At 59.5% G+C, this 20,158-nt stretch carries 21 protein-coding genes; 20 read left to right on the plus strand and 1 reads right to left on the minus strand.

Features of this window, described 5'->3' with window-relative positions:
- Positions 1–157 precede the first annotated feature (157 nt).
- The 19 genes from K5Y33_RS03130 (at position 158) to K5Y33_RS03220 (ending at position 17,359) form a co-directional block, all read left to right on the plus strand.
- A complete protein-coding gene (locus K5Y33_RS03130; RefSeq protein ID WP_167391170.1) occupies positions 158–547 on the plus strand; it encodes a hypothetical protein in 390 nt (129 codons plus the stop codon).
- Between the two features lie 189 nt (positions 548–736).
- On the plus strand, positions 737–1,474 hold the full coding sequence (locus K5Y33_RS03135; protein WP_137385538.1) for a beta-ketoacyl synthase chain length factor: 738 nt from the start codon (positions 737–739) through the stop codon (positions 1,472–1,474).
- A complete protein-coding gene (locus tag K5Y33_RS03140; protein ID WP_222233236.1) occupies positions 1,464–2,261 on the plus strand; it encodes a 1-acyl-sn-glycerol-3-phosphate acyltransferase in 798 nt (265 codons plus the stop codon). Before K5Y33_RS03135 ends, K5Y33_RS03140 begins: the two co-directional genes overlap by 11 nt.
- A gap of 3 nt (positions 2,262–2,264) precedes the next feature.
- On the plus strand, positions 2,265–2,522 hold the full coding sequence (locus K5Y33_RS03145) for a phosphopantetheine-binding protein (protein ID WP_007887282.1): 258 nt from the start codon (positions 2,265–2,267) through the stop codon (positions 2,520–2,522).
- A gap of 11 nt (positions 2,523–2,533) precedes the next feature.
- Entirely contained in the window at positions 2,534–2,788 is a 255-nt protein-coding gene (locus K5Y33_RS03150) for an acyl carrier protein (protein ID WP_222233237.1), read from the plus strand.
- A gap of 4 nt (positions 2,789–2,792) precedes the next feature.
- A complete protein-coding gene (locus K5Y33_RS03155) occupies positions 2,793–3,347 on the plus strand; it encodes a hypothetical protein (RefSeq protein ID WP_110865893.1) in 555 nt (184 codons plus the stop codon).
- Complete coding sequence (locus K5Y33_RS03160; RefSeq protein ID WP_222233238.1) at positions 3,344–4,672, plus strand: AMP-binding protein; 1,329 nt, start codon at positions 3,344–3,346, stop codon at positions 4,670–4,672. Before K5Y33_RS03155 ends, K5Y33_RS03160 begins: the two co-directional genes overlap by 4 nt.
- Entirely contained in the window at positions 4,659–5,006 is a 348-nt protein-coding gene (locus K5Y33_RS03165; protein ID WP_110865895.1) for a beta-hydroxyacyl-ACP dehydratase, read from the plus strand. The genes K5Y33_RS03160 and K5Y33_RS03165 overlap by 14 nt, the downstream gene beginning before the upstream one ends.
- Complete coding sequence (locus K5Y33_RS03170) at positions 5,000–6,694, plus strand: glycosyltransferase family 2 protein (protein ID WP_222233239.1); 1,695 nt, start codon at positions 5,000–5,002, stop codon at positions 6,692–6,694. Before K5Y33_RS03165 ends, K5Y33_RS03170 begins: the two co-directional genes overlap by 7 nt.
- Positions 6,687–7,103, plus strand: a complete 417-nt coding sequence (locus tag K5Y33_RS03175) for a thioesterase family protein (RefSeq protein WP_222181781.1) — start codon at positions 6,687–6,689, stop codon at positions 7,101–7,103. The genes K5Y33_RS03170 and K5Y33_RS03175 overlap by 8 nt, the downstream gene beginning before the upstream one ends.
- Entirely contained in the window at positions 7,103–7,711 is a 609-nt protein-coding gene (locus tag K5Y33_RS03180) for an outer membrane lipoprotein carrier protein LolA (RefSeq protein WP_370445552.1), read from the plus strand. The genes K5Y33_RS03175 and K5Y33_RS03180 overlap by 1 nt, the downstream gene beginning before the upstream one ends.
- Positions 7,677–9,998 (plus strand): MMPL family transporter, encoded by a 2,322-nt coding sequence (locus K5Y33_RS03185; protein ID WP_222233240.1) that lies wholly within the window; start codon positions 7,677–7,679, stop codon positions 9,996–9,998. Before K5Y33_RS03180 ends, K5Y33_RS03185 begins: the two co-directional genes overlap by 35 nt.
- Positions 9,995–10,567, plus strand: a complete 573-nt coding sequence (locus K5Y33_RS03190; protein ID WP_222233241.1) for a DUF3261 domain-containing protein — start codon at positions 9,995–9,997, stop codon at positions 10,565–10,567. Before K5Y33_RS03185 ends, K5Y33_RS03190 begins: the two co-directional genes overlap by 4 nt.
- Positions 10,564–11,721, plus strand: a complete 1,158-nt coding sequence (locus K5Y33_RS03195; RefSeq protein WP_222233242.1) for a beta-ketoacyl-[acyl-carrier-protein] synthase family protein — start codon at positions 10,564–10,566, stop codon at positions 11,719–11,721. The genes K5Y33_RS03190 and K5Y33_RS03195 overlap by 4 nt, the downstream gene beginning before the upstream one ends.
- On the plus strand, positions 11,714–12,187 hold the full coding sequence (locus tag K5Y33_RS03200; RefSeq protein ID WP_222233243.1) for a 3-hydroxy-fatty acyl-ACP dehydratase: 474 nt from the start codon (positions 11,714–11,716) through the stop codon (positions 12,185–12,187). The genes K5Y33_RS03195 and K5Y33_RS03200 overlap by 8 nt, the downstream gene beginning before the upstream one ends.
- Positions 12,184–12,915, plus strand: coding sequence for a 3-ketoacyl-ACP reductase FabG2 (locus K5Y33_RS03205; protein ID WP_176970799.1), 732 nt, complete (start codon positions 12,184–12,186; stop codon positions 12,913–12,915). Before K5Y33_RS03200 ends, K5Y33_RS03205 begins: the two co-directional genes overlap by 4 nt.
- Positions 12,912–14,147: a beta-ketoacyl-ACP synthase gene (locus K5Y33_RS03210; RefSeq protein WP_192413685.1), complete on the plus strand. Its 1,236-nt coding sequence runs from the start codon at positions 12,912–12,914 to the stop codon at positions 14,145–14,147. Before K5Y33_RS03205 ends, K5Y33_RS03210 begins: the two co-directional genes overlap by 4 nt.
- 522 nt (positions 14,148–14,669) lie before the next feature.
- A complete protein-coding gene (locus K5Y33_RS03215; RefSeq protein ID WP_222233244.1) occupies positions 14,670–16,871 on the plus strand; it encodes a TonB-dependent siderophore receptor in 2,202 nt (733 codons plus the stop codon).
- Between the two features lie 314 nt (positions 16,872–17,185).
- Entirely contained in the window at positions 17,186–17,359 is a 174-nt protein-coding gene (locus K5Y33_RS03220; protein WP_167391168.1) for a hypothetical protein, read from the plus strand.
- Here K5Y33_RS03220 and K5Y33_RS03225 read toward each other — a convergent pair.
- The gene (locus K5Y33_RS03225; RefSeq protein WP_222233245.1) at positions 17,356–18,504 is read right to left on the minus strand and encodes a beta-glucosidase; all 1,149 of its coding nucleotides are present in this window, start codon (positions 18,502–18,504) and stop codon (positions 17,356–17,358) included. The two genes, K5Y33_RS03220 and K5Y33_RS03225, sit on opposite strands and share 4 nt — an antisense overlap.
- Positions 18,505–18,664: 160 nt before the next feature.
- Here K5Y33_RS03225 and K5Y33_RS03230 point away from each other — a divergent pair, with 160 nt between their 5' ends.
- Positions 18,665–20,128 (plus strand): phosphatidylserine/phosphatidylglycerophosphate/cardiolipin synthase family protein, encoded by a 1,464-nt coding sequence (locus tag K5Y33_RS03230; protein WP_101760872.1) that lies wholly within the window; start codon positions 18,665–18,667, stop codon positions 20,126–20,128.
- The last annotated feature ends 30 nt before the right edge of the window (positions 20,129–20,158 follow it).

Here is a 20,158-nt window from a genome sequence, read left to right on the forward strand (position 1 = left end):
ACGATTCTAAAGTCATTCATGCTTCTTTTTACTTGTCTTTACAAATAATGTTATTATCCGCCCGCTTTACACAGTCTGAACGGAACAGTGTTGGTAAGTTTACCAGCGCGGTCGCTCACTTAAGCGGCATGCAAAGACAGGGGAAGAAAAGGAAATGATGAATAAAAAAATCGGTTTTGCGTTGTTAGTTACTGCGGTCCTGTTAACCGGCTGTGCGCCGCGTACCGCGCCGATCCAGAATGTTAGCCAGACCGTGGGTCAGAGCTACTCGGATGAGCAAATGAAGCAAGCTATCGTCCAGGCGGGCGCCGCTAACCATTGGGTGATGACGCCAGCGGGTCCAGGCGTGATGAATGGTCACCTGGCCGAGCGCGGACATACCGCGGATATTCGCGTGAACTACACCGCGAACAGTTATCAAATCCAGTATGTCAGCAGCCAGAATCTGAAAGCAGGCAGCGGTCAGATTCACCGCAACTATAACCGCTGGATTCAGAACCTGAGCCAGGGCATCCAGACGCGACTGGCGGTCGAAGCCGCTAAATAAGCGCGAAGCGTGATTGCTGACATAATGTTGTAAAGTTAGCCGTAACGCTGCCGAAATAGAAACAGGCGGGCCACGTGCCCGCCTTGTTAATCGGCGACATCCGCATGGGATGACGGGTATAGAGAGCAAGGAAGGGATGCCGCGCAGCGAAAACCGGACCATCCCTGAGGCTGAAGAAAGAATACAGGTATGAAACTCGCTTACTCCCTTGTTGACTGGCACGCCATCGCGCCGGGCAACAGCACCGCAGAAGAGTGGCAACGTTGGGCGCAACAGGCACCGGCGTTAGATGCCACGCAACCTATCGCGAAACCCCAATTTTTGCCGATGATGACCGCGCGTCGTCTCAGCGCCGGCAGCCGTGCTGCGGTTGAATGCGGGCTGGCGTTATTGGCGCGGCACAGCGTGGACGCCATCGTCTTCACCAGTCGCCACGGCGAACTGGAGCGTAATCTGCGCATTCTCACCGCGCTGGCGGAACAGCAAGCGCTGTCGCCCACCGATTTCGCCATGTCGGTTCACAACTCAGCGGTGGGCAGTTTGACCATCGCCGCGCGTCAGCCGCTGGTTTCATCCTCGGTTTCGGCCGGTATTGATAGCTTCCAGCAAGGATTGATAGAAGTGGCGGCGCTGCATCAGGCGGGTTACGCGCAGGTGCTGCTGGTGGATTTTGACGGCGTGGTGCCGGATTACTACCGTCCATGGCTACCGGAAATCGATCGCTTTAATGCGCCGTACGCGGTAGCGCTGCTGCTACGCGCAGGCGAGGCATGGCGTTGCGAAGCGCAGGCCGGCAAACCCGCTGAGCTGCACAACCCTCTGCCGCAAAGTCTGCAATTTCTGGCGGCGATGCTGCACAACACGCCACGTTTTAGCGTGGCCGGCGAGCGCCATCAGTGGCACTGGGAGCGTCTGCATGGTGGATAATTCGCTGACCGAGGCGCGTCCCGGTTTCAACTATTACTGGCGGCTGGTGATGACCGCCGTCAGCTTTACGCTGTTCAGCGTGGGCGGCCTGCTACTGTCGCTGATTTGGTTCAATCTGCTGTTACTGGTGCAGCGTGATGGCCTGCGCCGTCGCCATATCGCCCGCAGCAGCATCGCCTGGAGCTTCCGCTGCTTCCTGCGTTTCTGCCGCTTTATCGGGGTTTACGATTACCAAATCATCGGCGCAGAACAGCTGCGTCAGGATCGCGGCTGCCTGATCGTCGCCAACCATCCGTCACTGATCGATTACGTGATGATCGCTTCGGTGCTGCCGGAGATGGATTGCCTGGTGAAAGCCGAGCTGCAGCACAACATTTTCTTCCGTGGCGTGATTCGCGCCGCCGATTACCTGATTAACAGCGAAGCCGATACGCTGCTGCCAGACAGCCAGCAGCGACTGGCGCGCGGCGATACCATTCTGATTTTCCCGGAAGGCACGCGCACACGTTATGGCGAGCCGCTGAAGCTGCAGCGCGGTGCCGCCAACATTGCGGTGCGCGCGGGCTGCGATTTGCGTGTGGTGCACATCAGCTGCACCGAGCGCATGCTCGATAAGCAAAGCCGCTGGTATCAGATTCCGCTGGTTAAACCGATTTTTACTGTACGCGTACAATCGCGTATTGCCAGCCACGCCTTTAGTGAGGCCGAAGAGGACTCGCAGCCGCTGGCCGCACGTCGTCTGACGCGTCATCTGCAACAGGCGCTGGTGCCTGAAGAGACCAACTAAGTTATGCAAGTACTGATTAACGACATCAAACAGATGATTATCGACACGCTGAATCTGGAAGATATCAGCCCTGACGACATCGAAACCGACGCACCGCTGTTTGGCGAGGGGCTGGGCCTCGATTCAATCGATGCGCTGGAGCTGGGACTGGCGGTGAAAAATCGCTTCGGCGTACAGCTCTCCGCCGAGAGTGAAACGCTGCGCGCGCACTTTTTTTCCGTGGCTACACTGGCCGCGTTTGTTGAACAACAGCAAGCCTGAGAGCAGTCAACATGATGAACAAAAACGAAATTTACCAGGAAGTGGCTTCGCTGCTCACCTCGCTGTTTGAAATTGAGCCGGATGATATTCGTCCGGACGCCCGCCTGTATGAAGACCTCGAGCTGGATAGCATCGATGCGGTCGATATGGTGGTGCATCTGCAAAAGCGTACTGGCCGTAAGATCAAACCGGAAACCTTCCGCGCGGTGCGTACCGTGCAGGATGTGGTGGATGCCGTCGATCAACTGATGCGCGACGAAGTCTGATCGCATGCTGCTGCGGCTGCTAAACGGAGCGGCGCTGCTGGCGTGGCCGTTTCTGGTGTGGTTAACCCTCACCCAGCCACAGTGGCGCGGCGTGACGGGCCTGCTGGCGCTGCTGTTTGTGCTGCGCGTCTGGACGCTGCGCCGCGCCGCCGGGCCGATGGCGCGTGTGATGCTACTGCTGGCGCTGGTGGGCAGCGCGTTATGCCTCGCCAGCCTGCTGCTGCGATCGCAACATCTGCTGCTGTGGTATCCGCTGGTGGTCAATGCATCGATGCTGCTGCTGTTTGGCGCGTCGCTGTGGAGCCCCATGCCGCTGGTAGAGCGGCTGGCACGGCTGCGCGAACCGGATCTGCCACCGCGCGCGGTGCGTTATACCCGCCGCGTGACGCAAGTGTGGTGCGGCTTTTTCATCTTCAACGGCAGCGTGGCGCTGCTCACCTGCCTGCTCAATGATGTCACGCTTTGGACACTCTGGAATGGGTGCATCAGCTATCTGCTGATGGGCACGCTGATGGGCGGCGAATGGCTGCTGCGTCAGCGTATAAGGAAACAGGCATGAACTTACATAGCCTCCGCGACTGGTTCAGCGCGCCGGATCGCATGGTGGCCTGGCACGGCCAACAGCAACATACGCTGCACACCTTGCGTCAGCAGGTGCGGGCGCTGGCCGATCGGCTGCAAAACCAGCCCGGCCAATATTGGGCGCTGTGCTTTGATAACAGCTATGCGTTTACCGCCGCGCTGCTGGCGCTGTGGCACGCCGGTAAAACGCCGGTGATCCCCGGACACTGTCGCGCGGCCCAGCTGGAAGAGATGGCCGACAGCCTGGATGGCGTGATCAGTGATATGCCGCTGGCAGTCGCGCTGCCGCAACTGCGCTGGGACGACGCACTGGCGAGCGGTGCGTTACCGCCAATCGCCGCCGACGCCACGCTGGTGTTGTTCACCTCTGGTTCGACCGGCACGCCGCGTCGCGTAGTGAAATCGCTGCGCGCGCTGGATCTTGAAGCCCGCTGGCTCTCCAGCTTGTGGGGCGCACGCTTACGTGATTGCCATGTGATTGCCTCCGTCAGCCATCAACATCTGTATGGCCTGAGTTTTCGCATCGTGCTGCCGATGGCGTTGGGTTTACCCTTTGCCGCGCAGCAAATTTTCTACAGTGAACAGCTGGCCGATCATTCACCCGATCGTCGCTACGCGTTTATCAGCAGCCCCGCGTTTCTGCGGCGTCTCGATCCTGCATTGGCCGGGCCGCGCTGCGAATTGATCGTGTCCGCCGGTGGCGCGTTGCCGTGGACGGCGGCGCAGCATGCGCAACAGGCACTGAGTTGCACGGTTGATGAAATTTATGGCAGCACCGAAACCGGCGTGATTGGCTGGCGCTCTGCACGTGAGGAGAACGCGCTGTGGCACTGTTTTCCGCAGATTACCCTGCGTGAGCAGGACGCCGGACGCTGGCGGGTATTTTCCGCCTTGCTGGAAACCGACGCCGGTTGCGCGCTCGACGATCGTATCGTGCAGCAACCGTCCGGCAAGTTTCAGCTGGCGGGACGTCAGGATCGCGTGGTGAAGATCGAAGATAAACGCGTATCGCTGAGTGAAATTGAACGCCGCCTGCTGGCGTTGCCCGGCGTGGAAGATGCCGCCGCGCTGGCGATTCAGCGTCACGGTCGTCACGCGATTGGCGTGGTACTGGCGCTGCCTGAGATGCTGGATGCGGCGACGCTGCATCAGCTAAAAATTGAGTGGAAACGCGCCCTGCAACCCTGGCTGGAGCCGGTGGCGATTCCGCGCTATTGGCGCGTGGTGACGTCGATTCCTGTCACCGCACAAAGTAAACGCGCCTGGCCACAAATTGAGGAGTTATTTGATGCTGCCGGTTGAACTGCATGCCGAACAGCAGGGCGATGCACTGACATTGCGCCTGCACGTTGTTGCCGATCTCTTTTGGTTTCGCGGCCATTTCCCGACGCTGCCAATTCTGCCCGGCGTGGCGCAGCTCGACTGGGCGCTGCATTACGGCCTGACGCGTTTAGCCATCGGTAAATCTTTCGCCGCGATTGACAATATCAAGTTCCAGCAGCCGGTGCCGCCGGATGCCGAACTGGCGTTACAGCTGCAGTGGCAGGCAGAAAAATCGCTGCTCAGTTTCAGCTACAGCCTGATCAACGGGGACGTGGCGACGGTGGCCAGCAGCGGGAAGATCCGCCTGTGTTGAGTTCTCACTTCACGCCTTGTGTGCTGATTCCCTGCTATAACCACGGCGCGATGCTGGCGTTGGTGCTGGCGCGGCTGGCACCGTTCAACTTGCCGGTGATTCTGGTGGATGACGGCAGCGATGCCACCACCAAACAGCAGATTGGGGCGCTGGAGGCACCACAGTTGCAGGTGCTGACGCTACCCCACAATCAGGGCAAAGGCGCGGCGGTGATTGCCGGGATGCGCGCGGCGGCGGCGGCGGGTTACAGCCACGCGCTGCAACTCGATGCCGATGGCCAGCATCAGGTGGAAGACACGCCGCGTATGCTGGCCGAAGCGCAGCGTTATCCGCACTGTCTGATCTCCGGTCAGCCGCTTTACGACGCCTCGATTCCCAAATCGCGCCTCTATGGCCGCTACATCACCCATTTCTGGGTGTGGGTGGAAACGCTGTCGTTCTCGCTGAAAGACAGCATGTGCGGCTTCCGCGTCTATCCGCTCGCGCCATCGCTGGCGTTGTGCGATCGCCGTCCCATTGGTCAGCGCATGGATTTCGACACCGAAATCATGGTGCGCCTCTATTGGCAGGGCACGCCGAGCCGTTTTATCACCACGCGCGTGACCTATCCGGCCAGCGGCGTATCGCACTTTGATGCGCTGCGGGACAACCTGCGCATCTCATGGATGCACACGCGGCTGTTCTTCGGCATGTTGCCGCGCATTCCGCAGTTGCTGCGTCAGCGTGGCGCTGCGCAACACTGGTCGGCGACGCCGGAACGGCGCGGGCAGAGCGGTTTGCGCTTTATGCTGTGGCTCTATCGCCGCGCCGGACGCTTACCTTTTATCTTGCTGCTGTGGCCGGTGGTGGCGGTTTACTGGCTAACCGGGCGCACCGCGCGCGCCGCCTCGCAGCAGTGGCTGACGCGAGTGCGGGCGATGGCGCAGCGGCAGAACATCGCGCTGCCTGCGCCGCTCAGCAGCTATCGTCACTTTCTGCGTTTCGGCTACAGCATGCTGGATAAAGTCGCTAGCTGGCGCGGTGATCTGCAATGGGGGCGCGACATTGATTTCGCGCCAGGTGCGGAAGCCACCATTCGCGCCGCCGAGGGCAAAGGCCATCTGATTCTGGCCTCGCATCTCGGTGATATCGAAGCCTGCCGCGCGATGGCCAAACAGGTCAGCGGATTGGTGATTAATGCGCTGGTGTTTACAGACAATGCGCAACGCTTCCGCGAGGTGCTGGAGAGCATTGCACCGCAGGCGGGCGTCAATCTGCTGCCGGTCACCGATATCGGTCCGGACACCGCCATTCTGCTGCAGCAAAAACTCGATGCCGGTGAATGGGTGGCGATTGTTGGCGATCGTACCGCCGTGCATCGCCAGCGCGGCGGCGAGCGTCGCGTGGTGTGGAGTGAATTTATGGGCCATCCTGCACCGTTTCCCCAGGGACCGTTTGTGCTGGCGGCGGCGTTGCGCTGTCCAGTGCTGCTGATGTTCGCCCTGCGCGAACAGGGGCGATTGCGGGTGCACTGCGAAGCCTTTGCCGATCCGCTCTCGCTGCCGCGCGCCCAGCGCCAGCAGGCGTTACAGGCCACCGTCGATCGCTACGCCGAACGGTTACAACAGCACGCGCTGATGGCGCCGCTGGATTGGTTTAACTTTTACGATTTCTGGACGTTGCCCGAGGAGAAAAGCCGCGATGAGTGAAAGCAACTACCGCGCTGAGGTGGACATTACCGTGTCGTTTCACGACTGCGATCCGATGGGCGTGGTGTGGCACGGCAACTATTTCCGCTTTTTTGAAGTGGCGCGCGAAGCCTTGCTGCGCAGCGTCAATTACAGCTACGGCGAAATGGCCGCCAGCGGTTACGTCTGGCCGGTGGTCGATACCCATGTGAAATACCGCCAGCCGCTGCGCTGCGAAGAGGTGGTGCGCGTCATCGCCAGTATCAGCGAATACGAAAACCGTTTACGCATTGATTATGTGATCCGCAACGCGGCGGGGCAGGTGACCACCAAAGCCCACACGCTGCAGGTGGCGGTCAATGCAGCGACCCAAGAGATGTGTTTTGTCTCGCCCGATATTCTGTTTGAACGCCTGGGAGTGAAACCGTGATCAGAACCCTTTGTCTGCTGCTGCTGGTGATCTGCGCCAACGCCAGCGCGGTCACGCTCGAGCAGTTGCAACAGCGCTTTGCCAGCCAACCGGTGATCCGCGCCAATTTTGTTCAGGTGCGCACCATTGCCGGGATGGCGCAGCCGCTGGTGTCACGCGGTCAGCTGCTGATCGCCCAGCAGCAGGGTTTGTGGTGGCAGCAAGCCACGCCGTTCCCGCTGATGCTAATCCTTGATGATAAGCGCATGGTGCAGAGCATGAGCGGCCAGCCGCCGCAGGTGATCACCGCCGACAGCAATCCGCAGATGTTCCAGTTTAACCATCTGTTGCGCGCGCTGTTCCAGGCGGATGAAAAGGTGCTGCGTGAGAATTTTGCGCTCGATTTCCACGATCTGGGCAACAACCGCTGGCAACTTGGTTTGACGCCGAAAGCCGCGCCGCTAAATAAGATCTTTAACCGTATCGATCTGCAAGGCGAGGCGTTTCTTAATCGCATCACGCTGGATGATAAGCAGGGAGATAAAACCGAGATCACCCTTAGCGCTACCCGCACCGAACCGAAACAGTTAACCGATGAAGAGCGAGCCCGTTTTGCCCCAGCGCAGTGAAAAAACCGTTGCGCTGCTGTGGCTGGCGGTGTGCCTGACGTTAGCGCTGGCGCTGGCGGTTTTGCTGCCGCGCAGCCAGCTGAATAGCAGCGTGCTGGCGTTATTGCCGCAGCAAAACCTCGGCCAGGCGCCAGCGGAGATCCAGCACGGCTTTATGCAGCGCCTCGATCGTCAGCTGGTGTGGCTGGTAAGTGCCAACGATCACGACGGCGATGCGGTTGCGGCCTGGTGGCAAGCGCAGCTGCAAGCCTTGCCGATGCTGAAACAGGTGAGCGGCGAACTGGATGATGATCAGATGCAGCGCTGGGGTGCCTATGCGTTTCAGCATCGCAACGGCTTGATCGATGCGGCCACGCGCGCGCGCCTGCAGAACGGTGGTGACGCGCAGGCCGACTGGATTCTGGCGCAGCTGTTCTCGGCCTTCGCGGGCGTCGGCAGCCAAGAGATCGGCCACGATCCGCTGCTGCTGGTGCGCGGCGCGCAACTTGCGATGCAGCAGAACGCCAACAAAATGCTGCTGCATAACGGCTGGCTGACGGTCAAGGATGCGCAGCAGCGCCGCTGGTATTTCATGCACGGCGAGCTGGCGAGCAATGCTTTCAGTATCAAAGAGAGCCACCAGCTGGTGACTGCGCTCAATCAGCTGGAGCAACAGCTGAAAACCCGCTGGCCGGATGCGCAACTGCTGACGCGTGGCACGGTGCTGTTTAGCGACAATGCCAGCCAGCGCGCGCAGCATGATGTCGAAACCCTCGGCAGCGCAACGTTAGCGGGGTTGCTGCTGCTGGTGTGGCTGGTGTTCCGTTCATTACGGCCGCTGGCGCTCTGTGCATTGTCGGTGGCGATGGGCGCGATGGCGGGCACGGTGCTGACGCTGCTCTGTTTTGGTGAGCTGCATCTCACCACCTTAGTGATGAGCCTCAGCATTGTCGGTATTTCGGCCGATTATACGCTCTACTATCTGACGGAACGCATGGTGCACGGCGAGCAAGCCACGCCGTGGCAAAGTTTGCATAAGGTGCGCGGCACGCTGCTGCTGGCGCTCGGCACCACGGCGATTGCCTGGCTGTTGATGCTGCTGGCACCGTTCCCCGGCTTGCGCCAGCTGGCGGTATTTGCCGCCAGCGGATTAAGTGCTTCCTGCCTGACGGTGATCTGTTTTTATCCGTGGCTGGTACGCGGTTTACCGGTGCGGCCGATTCCGGCGATGGTATGGCTGGCGCGCTGGCTGGCCGCGTGGCGGCGCAATAACGGGCTGAAGCGCGGCTTACCGGCGCTGGTGGCGATCTATGCGCTGAGCGGCATGCTACAACTCAAGGTCGATGATGATATTGCCCATCTGCAAAGCGCCCCGGCGCAACTGTTAGCGCAGGATCGTCAGCTGGCGCAACTCACCGGTCAGCAGGCCGATCAAACCTGGTTTGTGGTGTGGGGCGATGATGAACAGCAAGCGCTGCAACGGCTGAGCGCGCTAACACCGAAGCTGCAGCAGGCGCAGCAGCAAGGCTGGTTCAAAAGTTATCGCGTGCTGCCGCTCAGTTCGCTGGCGCAGCAGCAGCAGGATGTAGCGCTGCTACAGCAGGCTGCACCCACCATTCTGGATCGATTGAAGCAGGCGGACATTACTGTAGCGAATGCCAATCTCAGCGCCATGCCGGTGACCGCCGCCGACTGGCTGGCGAGCCCGCTGAGTGAAGGCTGGCGGCTGCTGTGGCTGTCGCTGCCGGACGGACGCAGCAGCGTGCTGGTGCCGATCGGCGGCGTTAAAAACAGCGCTGCGTTGCAGCAGCTGGCATCCCAGCAGCCGGGCGTCAGTTGGGTCGACCGCAAGGCCAGCTATGATGATCTGTTCCGCTTCTGGCGCACGCTGCTGAGCGGATTGCTGGCGCTGGCGTTATTGCTGATTACCGCCAGCTACATGCTGCGGCTGGGTGTGAAAGCCGGGATGCGCAGCGCGCTGCCGTCGTGGCTGTCGCTGGCGGCGGCGCTGGCGACCTTGGGCTGGATTGGCGCGAGCCTTAATCTGTTTGCCTTGCTGGCGTTGATTCTGGTACTGGGCATCGGCATTAACTACACGCTGTTCTTCAGCAATCCACGCGGCACGCCGTTAACCTCAATGCTGGCGGTGACGCTGGCGATGATGACCACGCTGTTAACGCTCGGCATGCTGGTGTTCAGCAGCACCGCCGCCATCAGCGGTTTTGGCACCGTGCTGTGCAGCGGGATTTTTTGTGCATTCTTGTTGGCGCCGTTGGCGCTGGCTCCGGGGAAAAGGAAGCAACGATGAAAATGGGCATTTTGCTGCTGTTTAGCCTGCTGGTAAGCGGCTGCGCGCAGCATCAGAACGACCTCAACCGGCCAACCGCTTGGTTGAAGCCGGGCGTGCGCGTCACGCTGCCGGCGCCGGGCATCTCGCCCGCGTTTCAGCAGCAGCAGTTGCTGACCGGTCACGCCAAAGGCAAAACCCAGTCGCTGCTGGTGCTGCTGAGCGCGGATTCACAGCAGCTGAGCCTCGCCGGTTTGTCATCGCTTGGCATTCGCCTGTTCCGCGTTACCTATGATAAAAACGGCATTCACACGCAGCAGATGATGGCGCTGCCGGAAATGCCGCCCGCCAGTCAGGTGCTGGCGGATGTGATGCTAAGCCACTGGCCGATCAGCGCATGGCAGCCGCAGCTGCCGCGCGGCTGGACGCTGACCGACATCGACGATCGCCGCGAGCTGCGCGATCCCTCTGGCAAGGTGGTAACGCTGATTCGCTATCTGCAGCGCGGCGAGTTGCGTGAGCCGATCAGCATCGATCAACGCGCTTTTGGCTATCAGATTCAAATCCAACATCTGGATGCGTCATCATGATCTACATCTCCGCCTTTGGCATGGTGAATGCGCTGGGCAATAACCTGGCGCACATTGCCGCGCAGTTGCAAGCGGGCCTCGCGCCCGGCATGCAACCGCGCGACGGCTGGCTGCAAGACGGCAAACGCTGCTGGCTGGGTGAAGTGCAGGGCGCATTGCCGCCGATTCCTGCCGCGCTGGCGGCGCATAACACCCGCAACAATCAGCTGCTGCTGGCCGCGCTGGGGCAGATACGCCCGGCAGTGGATGCGGCGATCGCGCAATATGGGCGCGATCGCGTGGCGATTGTGCTTGGCACCAGCACCTCCGGCGTTGATGAAGGCGATCGTCAGGTGGATGACGCCTTGTCGGGCTACGATTACCGCATGCAGGAGCTTGGCGATCCATCACGCTTCCTGGCGCATTTTTTAGCGCTGGACGGTCCGGCTTACACCATTTCGACTGCCTGCTCATCCAGTGCGCGCGCCATAATCAGCGGCCAACGTTTGATTGATGCTGGTTTAGCGGACGTGGCGCTGGTGGGCGGCGCGGATTCGCTGAGTCGCATGCCGATTAATGGCTTCGCCAGCCTGGATTCGCTTTCTGAACGTCACTGCGCGCCGTTTAGCGCCGATCGCGACGGCATTTCGATTGGTGAAGCTGCCGCGCTGCTGCTGCTGACGCGCGAAAAGCAGCCGCTGGCGCTGCTCGGCTGCGGTGAATCGTCGGACGCGTGGCACATGTCGGCACCGCATCCTGAAGGCGTCGGCGCCGAGCGCGCTATGCTGATGGCGCTGCAACAGGCGGGTTTACAGCCGCAGGATGTTGGTTACATCAACCTGCACGGTACCGCCACGCCGCTGAACGATCAGGTGGAATCTGCGGTGATTCATCGCCTGTTTGGTGAACGCGTGCCGTGCAGTTCAACCAAACACCTGACCGGCCACACGCTGGGCGCGGCGGGCGCCACCGAAGCGGCTTTAGCCGCACTGATTCTGCAGCAGCAGCTGCCGCTGCCGCCACAGGATTTCTCGCTGGCGGCACGCGATACTTCGCTGCCGGCATGCGGTTTGATCACCGCACCACAGCCTTTGGCGCGCCCGGTGATTGCCTCAAATTCGTTTGCTTTTGGCGGGAACAATACCTGCCTGATTGTAGGAAAGCCTCATGAGTGATTTTCTGCCGGTCGATGCTTATCTGCCGCATCGCGCGCCGATGCTGCTGCTGGATCGCGTCATCCAGGTTACCGACGACAGCGTGATCTGCGCAGTCAGTATCAACGCGACAGGCGTGCTGGCCCCTTTTCTCACCGCACAGGGCGATTTACCGGCGTGGTACGGCGTGGAGATCATGGCGCAGACCGTTGGCGTCTGGTCGGGCTTTCATGCGCGTCAGCGCGGCGGCGATGAGATTCGTCCCGGCATGCTGCTTGGCGGACGCGGTTATCGTGCCAGCAGCGCCGCTTTCGCCGCCAACAGCACGCTGCGCGTTGAGATGCGCCTGCTGATGCGTGACGACCGATTGGGCAGCTTTGAAGGGGAGATCCGCTGCGGCGAGGCGATCATCGCCAGCGGGCGGCTGAATACCTATCAGCCCAATGAACACGAGTTAATTCAATTGCAACAAGGAGTTCAGCCATGACACGCAGCGTTTTAGTGACCGGCGCAAGTAAAGGTATTGGCCGCGCCATCGCACTGCGTCTGGCGCAGGATGGCTTTGAAATGGTGGTACATTATCATCGCGACAGCGCCGGTGCCGCGCAGACGCTGGCTGAGATTGAGGCGGCGGGCGGATGTGGGCGCACCTTGCAGTTTGACGTGGCGCAGCGCGATGCCACACGCAGCGCACTGGAACAGGATATCGCCGCACACGGCGCCTACTACGGCGTGGTGAGCAATGCGGGCATCACGCGCGATGCGGCGTTCCCGGCGCTGACCGATGACGAGTGGGACAGCGTGATCCACACCAATCTCGACAGCTTCTACAACGTGATTCATCCGTGCGTGATGCCGATGATTGGCCTGCGCAAGGGCGGACGTATTATTACGCTCTCCTCGGTATCGGGGATCATGGGCAATCGCGGCCAGGTCAACTACAGCGCGGCCAAAGCCGGCATTATCGGTGCCACCAAAGCGCTGGCGATTGAGCTGGCGAAACGCAAAATTACCGTTAACTGCATCGCGCCCGGCTTAATTGATACCGGCATGACCGATCTTGAGCCGCTGGTGATTGACGAGGCGATGAAGCTGATCCCGATGAAGCGCATGGGCGCGGCGGATGAAGTCGCCGGACTGGCCAGCTACTTAATGTCCGACATCGCGGGCTACGTCACGCGTCAGGTGATTTCAATCAATGGAGGTATGCTGTGATTCAGCGCGTAGTGGTAACCGGCATGGGCGGCGTGACCGCTTTTGGTGAGCGTTGGAGCGCGGTGGCTGAGCGGATCAAACAGGGCAAAAATGCGGTGCGCCATATGCCGGAATGGCAAGTGTACGACGGCTTGCACACGCTGCTCGGCGCGCCGGTGGACGACTTTACGCCGCCAGCGCATTACACGCGCAAACGCATTCGTTCGATGGGGCGCGTCTCACTGATGGCGACGCGCGCCACCGAACTCGCGCTGGAGCAGGCCGGTTTGATCGATCATCCGGTGCTGACCAGCGGTGAAACCGGCATTGCTTACGGCTCCTCCACCGGCAGCACCGGACCGGTGAGTGAATTCGCCACTATGCTCACGGAAAAGCACACCAACAACATTACCGGCACCACTTACGTGCAGATGATGCCGCACACCACCGCCGTTAACGCGGGCCTGTTCTTTGGCCTGCGCGGCCGGGTAATCCCGACGTCCAGCGCCTGTACGTCGGGCAGCCAGGCGATCGGCTATGCGTGGGAAGCGATTCGTCACGGTTATCAAACCGTGATGGTGGCGGGTGGGGCGGAAGAGCTGTGTCCATCCGAAGCGGCGGTGTTTGACACGCTGTTCGCCACCAGCCAGCGTAACGACGCGCCGCACACGTCGCCCGCGCCGTTCGACCAGCAGCGCGACGGATTAGTGATTGGCGAAGGTGCAGGCACCTTGATCCTCGAATCGCTGGAACATGCGCAGGCGCGCGGAGCCACCATTTATGCCGAGCTGGTGGGTTTCCACACCAACTGCGATGCCGCGCATATCACCCAGCCGCAGCGTGAAACCATGCAGATTTGTATCGAGCGCGCGCTGAAAACCGCCGGCGTCACAGCGGAGCAGATTGGCTATATCAATGCCCACGGCACCGCCACCGATCGCGGCGATATCGCCGAGAGTCAGGCCACCGCAGCGATCTATGGCAACAGCACGCCAATCTCTTCGCTAAAAAGCTACTTTGGCCATACGCTGGGCGCGTGCGGGGCGCTGGAAGCTTGGATGAGCATTGAGATGATGCGTGAAGGCTGGTTTGCGCCGACGTTGAATTTGTCACAACCGGCCGCTGAATGCGGTGAACTTGATTACATCATCGGTGAAGCGCGCCAGATTGAGACAGATTACATCCAATCCAATAACTTCGCCTTTGGCGGGATTAACACTTCGCTGGTGTTTAAACGCTGGCGCGAAGGCTGATAGCAGGTCGCCATGAATGGCGCTTGTTAGTTAAGTCCGCGACGAACGCATGCCGGATGCTTCGGTACATGTTGTTGAAAAGGGCACAGTTGCCAGAGGCGCTGGCGCGTCTGCTGCGGCAAAAGGGCTATTCGCAGCGCTGAGGCTTTTACGTTGGGCCAGGAGCCTCACGTATGGATGCGTGAGGCAGTTCGGGGTCGGCCAGGGAAGGCCGATCCGCGAACGGTCCGTTGGCACGACGTGGAAGCCGAAGGCACCGCGCTAGCGGCGCGAGGACGGCCCGTGACGCAGCAGATGTGTCAGAGCCCGCTACCTAGTCAAAGCAAAACCCTTTCTTCAGTGATAAGCATTGGTCGCCATGAATGAATGGCGACCCTACAAGACCGGGCAGGGTACCTATTGCACCACTCCTCGATGATATGAACGCAAAAAGTGGGATTTTTCTTGCTTTCGCACAACGACTGCGCATAATCGCAAACCGCAATAATAATGATTATCACTTCGTTTGCATTAGGGGATCCCATGCGCGCTATGCCTTTCAATCCCGGACTGAAACCGACGCTGTTGGCCGTAATGGTCAGCGCCGGTTGTTTGCCAGTGATGGCTGCTACCACCAACACCACAACCTCAACTGACGCGAAAAACGAGCAGCAGACGCTGACCGTGACCGCGACACCGCAAACCGATTTCAAACCAGGCGGAAATGATCTGGTACCGGCTTTCCTCGATGGTCAGGTTGCACACGGCGGCCGCCTTGGCATGCTGGGTGAGCAGAACGCCATGGACGTGCCGTTTAACGTCATCGGTTTTACCTCGAAAATGATTCAGGATCAGCAGGCGCAAACCATCGGTGACGTGGTGCGCAACGATGCTGGCGTGCAGAATCTGAAAGGCTACGGCAACTTTGCCGAGAGCTATCGCATTCGTGGCTTCAAGCTGGACGGCGATGCCATGACCTACGGCGGCCTGGCGGGTATCGTGCCGCGTCAGGTGATGGATGCCTCGCTGATTGATCGCGTGGAGATCTTCAAAGGGGCTAACGCCTTGCTGAACGGTTCGGCGGAGAGCGGCGTCGGCGGCATGATTAACCTCGAGCCGAAGCACGCTGATGATACGCCGCTGACGCGCATCGGGGGGGATTACACGTCCGGTTCCCAGGTGGGCGGCACCGCCGATATTGGTCGTCGTTTTGGCGACGATAATCAGTTTGGCGTGCGTCTGAATGCGGTTAACCGCGAAGGCGGCACCGAGGTAGATGGCGAGAAAAAACGCACCACCGCTGCGTCACTCGGCCTGGATTATCGTGGCGATCGTCTGCGTACGTCGCTCGACGTTGGCTACCAGAAAAAGACCTTCCACGATGCGCGTAACGGCGTCAACATCAGCGGCATCGATTTCATTCCTGATGTGCCGTCCAACGCGAAAAACTACAGCCAGAAGTGGGTGTTCAGCGATATCGAGTCGGAGTTTGGTCTGGCGAAAGCCGAATACGATCTGACCGATCAGTGGACCGCCTATGCGGGCCTCGGCGCGCAGCACACACATGAAGTGGGCAACTACGGCATTCCGAAGATCCTCGACAGCGCCGGCAACGCCACCATTGGTCGCTTCCGCACCAATCGCGTGCAGGACAACATGAGCGGCATGGTTGGCCTGCGTGGTGATTTCACCACCGGTCCGGTGACGCATAAAGTGAATTTCGGTTATTCGGCGATGACCACGAATGCGAAAAACAGCTATCGCATGTCGTATGGCAACGATGCCAACGTGAATATTTATCACCCGCAGGATGTGGCTGAACCGGATAGCGTGTTCGCCGGTGGCGCTAAATTCAGCGATCCGCTGACCACTTACCGTTCACGTTCGCAAGGCTACCTGCTGAGCGATACGCTGGGCTTCTTTGATGACACCTTGCTGGCAACCGTCGGCGCGCGTCATCAAAAAGTGGTGGTGCGTAACTACGGTTATGACGGCGTTGAAGATACCGTGACACGTTTCGACAGCAGCCGTTGGTTGCCGGCATACGGTTTGCTGTATAAAGCCACGCAAAATATTTCGCTGTATGCCAACCATACTGAATCGCTGACGCCAGGCACCGCTGCGCCGTTTGGTACTAATAACTACGGTAGCGTGACCGGCATCGTGCATGCGAAGCAGAACGAAGTGGGTGTCAAGGCGGATTTTGGTCGCGTCGGCGGATCGCTGGCGCTGTTTGAAATCAAGCAGCCAGTCGGCATCAAGAACAACAATTTTTATCGGCTGAATGGCGAGCAGCGCAACCGTGGCGTGGAGTTGAACGTATTCGGTGAGCCGGTGCTGGGCCTGCGTCTTAACAGCAGCGCCACCTGGATCGATCCGGATATGACCAAAACCGGTGACAGCGATCAGGATGGCAAAAATGCCATCGGCGTACCGCGTTTCACTGCGGCGCTGGGTGCGGAGTATGACATCAAGCCGGTGGACGGTTTGACCGCCACGGCATTGCTGAACTACACCGGTTCACAATATGCCGACCTGGCAAACAACATGAAGCTGGATGACTACACCACGCTGGATTTGGGTCTGCGTTACCGCATGAAGGTTAACCAGAACGATATGGTGTGGCGCGTGGGCGTGGATAACGTCACGAATGAGAAATATTGGGCCAATGTTGATGACAGCGGCACCTATTTGTCGCAGGGTGAACCACGCACGGTGAAGGTTTCACTCAGCTACGATTTCTAATCTGCTCTCCAATGGGGCGCGCCTGCGCCCCATTATTTCTCCGCCAGAAATTTTCCTGTAACTTAGGGCGCATTGCATTACACTCTGTGCGGCAATCCTGCGCGAAAACTCGCCTTTATTTTTGAGTCATCATGAGTTCACCTGCACCACCAGACGACCACGACGAACCTTATCGGCAGCCGCTCGACGACGCGCTCTTCGCCATTGTGGTGCTTGCAGTCACTTCGGTTACGCTTATAATCTTCGTCCTGATGATTACGCTGTGGATGAGTTAAGGTCAGCACCGGGAAAAGGAAGCCTGTAAGGAGATGTCGATGGAATCCAGCGATGACAAACTGATCGCCATAATTGGCCTGCTCTCCGCCTGTTTAATTGGCGTGGTGTTTCTCTTCACCATGACCTGGCTCACCGACGTGCGTCACCCCGCGGATCCTTCACTCGATGTGCAAACCTGCCCGCAAAAACCCGCCACTACGCAACAGTCCTAGCTTTTTGTCTGCCAGTTCTGCCACTTAATCTGTTGACTGCGCAACTCCAGCGCCAGCGCCTCATGCAGGGTGCGATTGCCATTGGGATCGCCGAGGCCAAACAGCGCACCCGTTGAACGCCGATCGTCGGCCCACGCCGGATACTCCACCACCGGATAGAGTGAAATCCCTTCCAGCGCCACGCCGTGATCCAGCGCCAGACGCGCTTCTTCACTGATCTGCCGCAGCCAGGGCGCTCGCGCATCACCTTCGGCTCCGGTTTCGGCCAGAATCATCGGGCGCTGATAACGTTGCCAGCACTGCATTAACAAACGGTGCAGCGGTTGGCGCGTCGGATGGTCGATTGGCATGGTTTCGCCTGAGAAAAACCAGTGATTGTCGGGATAGTAATTAAGACCCAGAATATCGAGGAAATCCGCGCGGCCACCCAGTTCCGGCGCATCGCGTCCGCCAATCCAATCCCAGGCTTCAAACTGCGCCTGATGCTGCGCGTCAGCGTAAGGTTTGCTGTCAGGATTATCGGGATCGGTCGCCACCTGCACTAGCGGGTCGGTCAGCACAAAGCGGGCATCGGGATAAACCTCGCGAATGGCGTGCATCGCCGCCAGCGAGGCGCGCACTAATTGGCGCTTCAGCTCACGACCGCGATCGCTGGCGTAGGGATCGAGCCAGGAAACATCCGCGCCGGCCCACGACCAGAATGAGATCTGATTGATCGGCGTGAAAAAGGGCTTTTCGATGCCTTCATCGCGCATCAGTTGCGCCATGGCGCGGGCGAAGCGTTCAAAGTGATCGATAAAGCTGGCTTTCCAGATATCCAGGTGATCGGGATAGCCAAAGTGCGCCAGCTCCCAGATAATCTGCATATCGTGACGCGCCGCGGCGTGCACCATCGGCAGAAAGGTGCGCCAGTCATATTCATTGGGCACGGCTTCAATCAGATGCCAGCGAGCGCCATCGCGCGCGGTGTGCAAACCTTCCTGCGCCAGTGCGGCATAATCTTTCTCCAGCAGCATGTCGTGGCCGCTGCTGATCACCATATCGAGCCGACGTCCGCCTGCGCGACGGGCGGTTGAACAGGGAAAACTGCCCTGAAAGAAACTGCGGAACAGCTGAGGGTGATGGCGCAGGGATTGCTGAGTCATAATCCTCTCCTCACATTGAGCGCCGGATGCAGAATGCAGAACGCCTGGCTAAGTCTAGACTAAATTGACGGTGCGCCATTGGGCAGAAAAGGAAGCCTCCGATTGCTTCTTCGCGCATTGATACCAACAATAATAGGTCCACAGCTTTCAGGGATTCACTATGAGTGAAGCAGCAACCTCTTTGCCGCCTGAAGAACATTCGGGCAACCGGCTGAAACCGAGTGTTGAGGCGCGTTGCGCACGACATCCGGGCATGAGCGGCATCCATCCGCTTAACGATGGATTGGACGCTTTTGCTGCGCGCTATCAGTTGATGAGCATGGCGCAGCACACCATTGATGTGCAGTACTACATTTGGCACAACGACATGTCCGGCCGCTTGCTGTTCAGCGCGCTGCTGGACGCCGCCGAGCGCGGGGTGAAAGTGCGATTGCTGCTGGATGACAATAACACACCGGGTTTGGATGAGACGCTGGCGGAACTCGATCGCCACGCCAATATCGCGGTGCGCCTGTTTAATCCGTTCTCGTTCCGCACGCTGCGCGCGCTCGGTTATCTCACCGATTTTTCCCGCCTCAATCGACGTATGCACAATAAGAGCCTGACAGTGGATGGCGCGGCGACGCTGGTGGGCGGGCGCAATATCGGCGACGAATATTTTGGCACCGGCGATGAACCACTGTTTACCGATCTCGATGTCCTGGCGATTGGTCCGGTGGTCGACGAAGTGACGCAGGATTTCGAACGCTACTGGCGCAGTAAAGCGGTATCGCCGCTGCGCAAGGTTGTTGATGTGAGCGGCGATGCGCATCAGGCGGTGCGCTTGCCACAAGAGTGGCAGCAGAGTGAAGCGGTGGAGCGCTATCTGGCACGGTTGGAGCACTCGTCGTTTATTAGCCAGATGGAGCAGGGCGAGCTGGAGATGACGTGGGCGGAATCGCGCCTGCTGAGTGATGATCCGCGTAAAGGGCTCGGCAAAGCAAAACGCCGCAGTTTACTGCCGCAGCGCATGCTAGAGGTCATCGGCACGCCGCAGCAGCAGTTCGATATTATCTCGGCCTATTTTGTCCCGACGCGATCTGGCGTGGCGCAGCTGCTGGCATTGAAGCGGCGCGGGGTGAAGATTGCCATCCTTACCAATTCGCTGGCGGCCAATGACGTCACGGTGGTGCACGCCGGTTATGCGCGCTGGCGCAAAAAACTGCTGCGCCACGGCATCGCGCTGTATGAACTGAAGCCGCAGGACAATCCGCAAACCGCGCCACACGATCGCGGTATCACCGGTAATTCAGGTTCCAGTTTGCATGCCAAAACCTTCACCGTGGACAATCGCAAAGTATTTATCGGCTCGTTCAATTTCGATCCGCGTTCCGCCATGCTGAACACCGAAATGGGGTTGGTGATTGAGAGTGAAGCCCTGGCGCAGCAAACGCATCAGCGCTTTATTGCCGGGATGCGCGATCGCGCATGGACGCTACGTCTGGATAAGTGGGGACGCGTCAATTGGGTCGAGTTTGCTAACGAGCAGGGCGAAGTGGTGCACAAACACGAACCGCAATGCACGCTGCTGCAGCGCTTGCTGGTGCGACTGGTGTGGCGCTTGCCGGTTGAGTGGTTGCTTTAGATAAAAAGGGCCAGCGTAGCGGGCCCTTTT

This window comes from Pantoea sp. DY-17 (genome assembly GCF_019795975.1).
GTDB classification, from domain to species: Bacteria; Pseudomonadota; Gammaproteobacteria; order Enterobacterales; family Enterobacteriaceae; genus Pantoea; species Pantoea leporis.

Coding starts and splice junctions, on each gene's coding strand:
- K5Y33_RS03205 (WP_176970799.1), top strand. CDS start 12,184: ATGACACGCAGCGTTTTAGTGACCGGCGCAAGTAAAGGTATTGGCCGC.
- K5Y33_RS03155 (WP_110865893.1), top strand. CDS start 2,793: ATGCTGCTGCGGCTGCTAAACGGAGCGGCGCTGCTGGCGTGGCCGTTT.
- K5Y33_RS03140 (WP_222233236.1), top strand. CDS start 1,464: ATGGTGGATAATTCGCTGACCGAGGCGCGTCCCGGTTTCAACTATTAC.
- K5Y33_RS03225 (WP_222233245.1), bottom strand. CDS start 18,504: ATGACTCAGCAATCCCTGCGCCATCACCCTCAGCTGTTCCGCAGTTTC.
- K5Y33_RS03160 (WP_222233238.1), top strand. CDS start 3,344: ATGAACTTACATAGCCTCCGCGACTGGTTCAGCGCGCCGGATCGCATG.
- K5Y33_RS03195 (WP_222233242.1), top strand. CDS start 10,564: ATGATCTACATCTCCGCCTTTGGCATGGTGAATGCGCTGGGCAATAAC.
- K5Y33_RS03200 (WP_222233243.1), top strand. CDS start 11,714: ATGAGTGATTTTCTGCCGGTCGATGCTTATCTGCCGCATCGCGCGCCG.
- K5Y33_RS03215 (WP_222233244.1), top strand. CDS start 14,670: ATGCGCGCTATGCCTTTCAATCCCGGACTGAAACCGACGCTGTTGGCC.
- K5Y33_RS03165 (WP_110865895.1), top strand. CDS start 4,659: ATGCTGCCGGTTGAACTGCATGCCGAACAGCAGGGCGATGCACTGACA.
- K5Y33_RS03175 (WP_222181781.1), top strand. CDS start 6,687: ATGAGTGAAAGCAACTACCGCGCTGAGGTGGACATTACCGTGTCGTTT.
- K5Y33_RS03130 (WP_167391170.1), top strand. CDS start 158: ATGAATAAAAAAATCGGTTTTGCGTTGTTAGTTACTGCGGTCCTGTTA.
- K5Y33_RS03150 (WP_222233237.1), top strand. CDS start 2,534: ATGATGAACAAAAACGAAATTTACCAGGAAGTGGCTTCGCTGCTCACC.
- K5Y33_RS03145 (WP_007887282.1), top strand. CDS start 2,265: ATGCAAGTACTGATTAACGACATCAAACAGATGATTATCGACACGCTG.
- K5Y33_RS03190 (WP_222233241.1), top strand. CDS start 9,995: ATGAAAATGGGCATTTTGCTGCTGTTTAGCCTGCTGGTAAGCGGCTGC.
- K5Y33_RS03230 (WP_101760872.1), top strand. CDS start 18,665: ATGAGTGAAGCAGCAACCTCTTTGCCGCCTGAAGAACATTCGGGCAAC.
- K5Y33_RS03185 (WP_222233240.1), top strand. CDS start 7,677: ATGAAGAGCGAGCCCGTTTTGCCCCAGCGCAGTGAAAAAACCGTTGCG.
- K5Y33_RS03220 (WP_167391168.1), top strand. CDS start 17,186: ATGGAATCCAGCGATGACAAACTGATCGCCATAATTGGCCTGCTCTCC.
- K5Y33_RS03135 (WP_137385538.1), top strand. CDS start 737: ATGAAACTCGCTTACTCCCTTGTTGACTGGCACGCCATCGCGCCGGGC.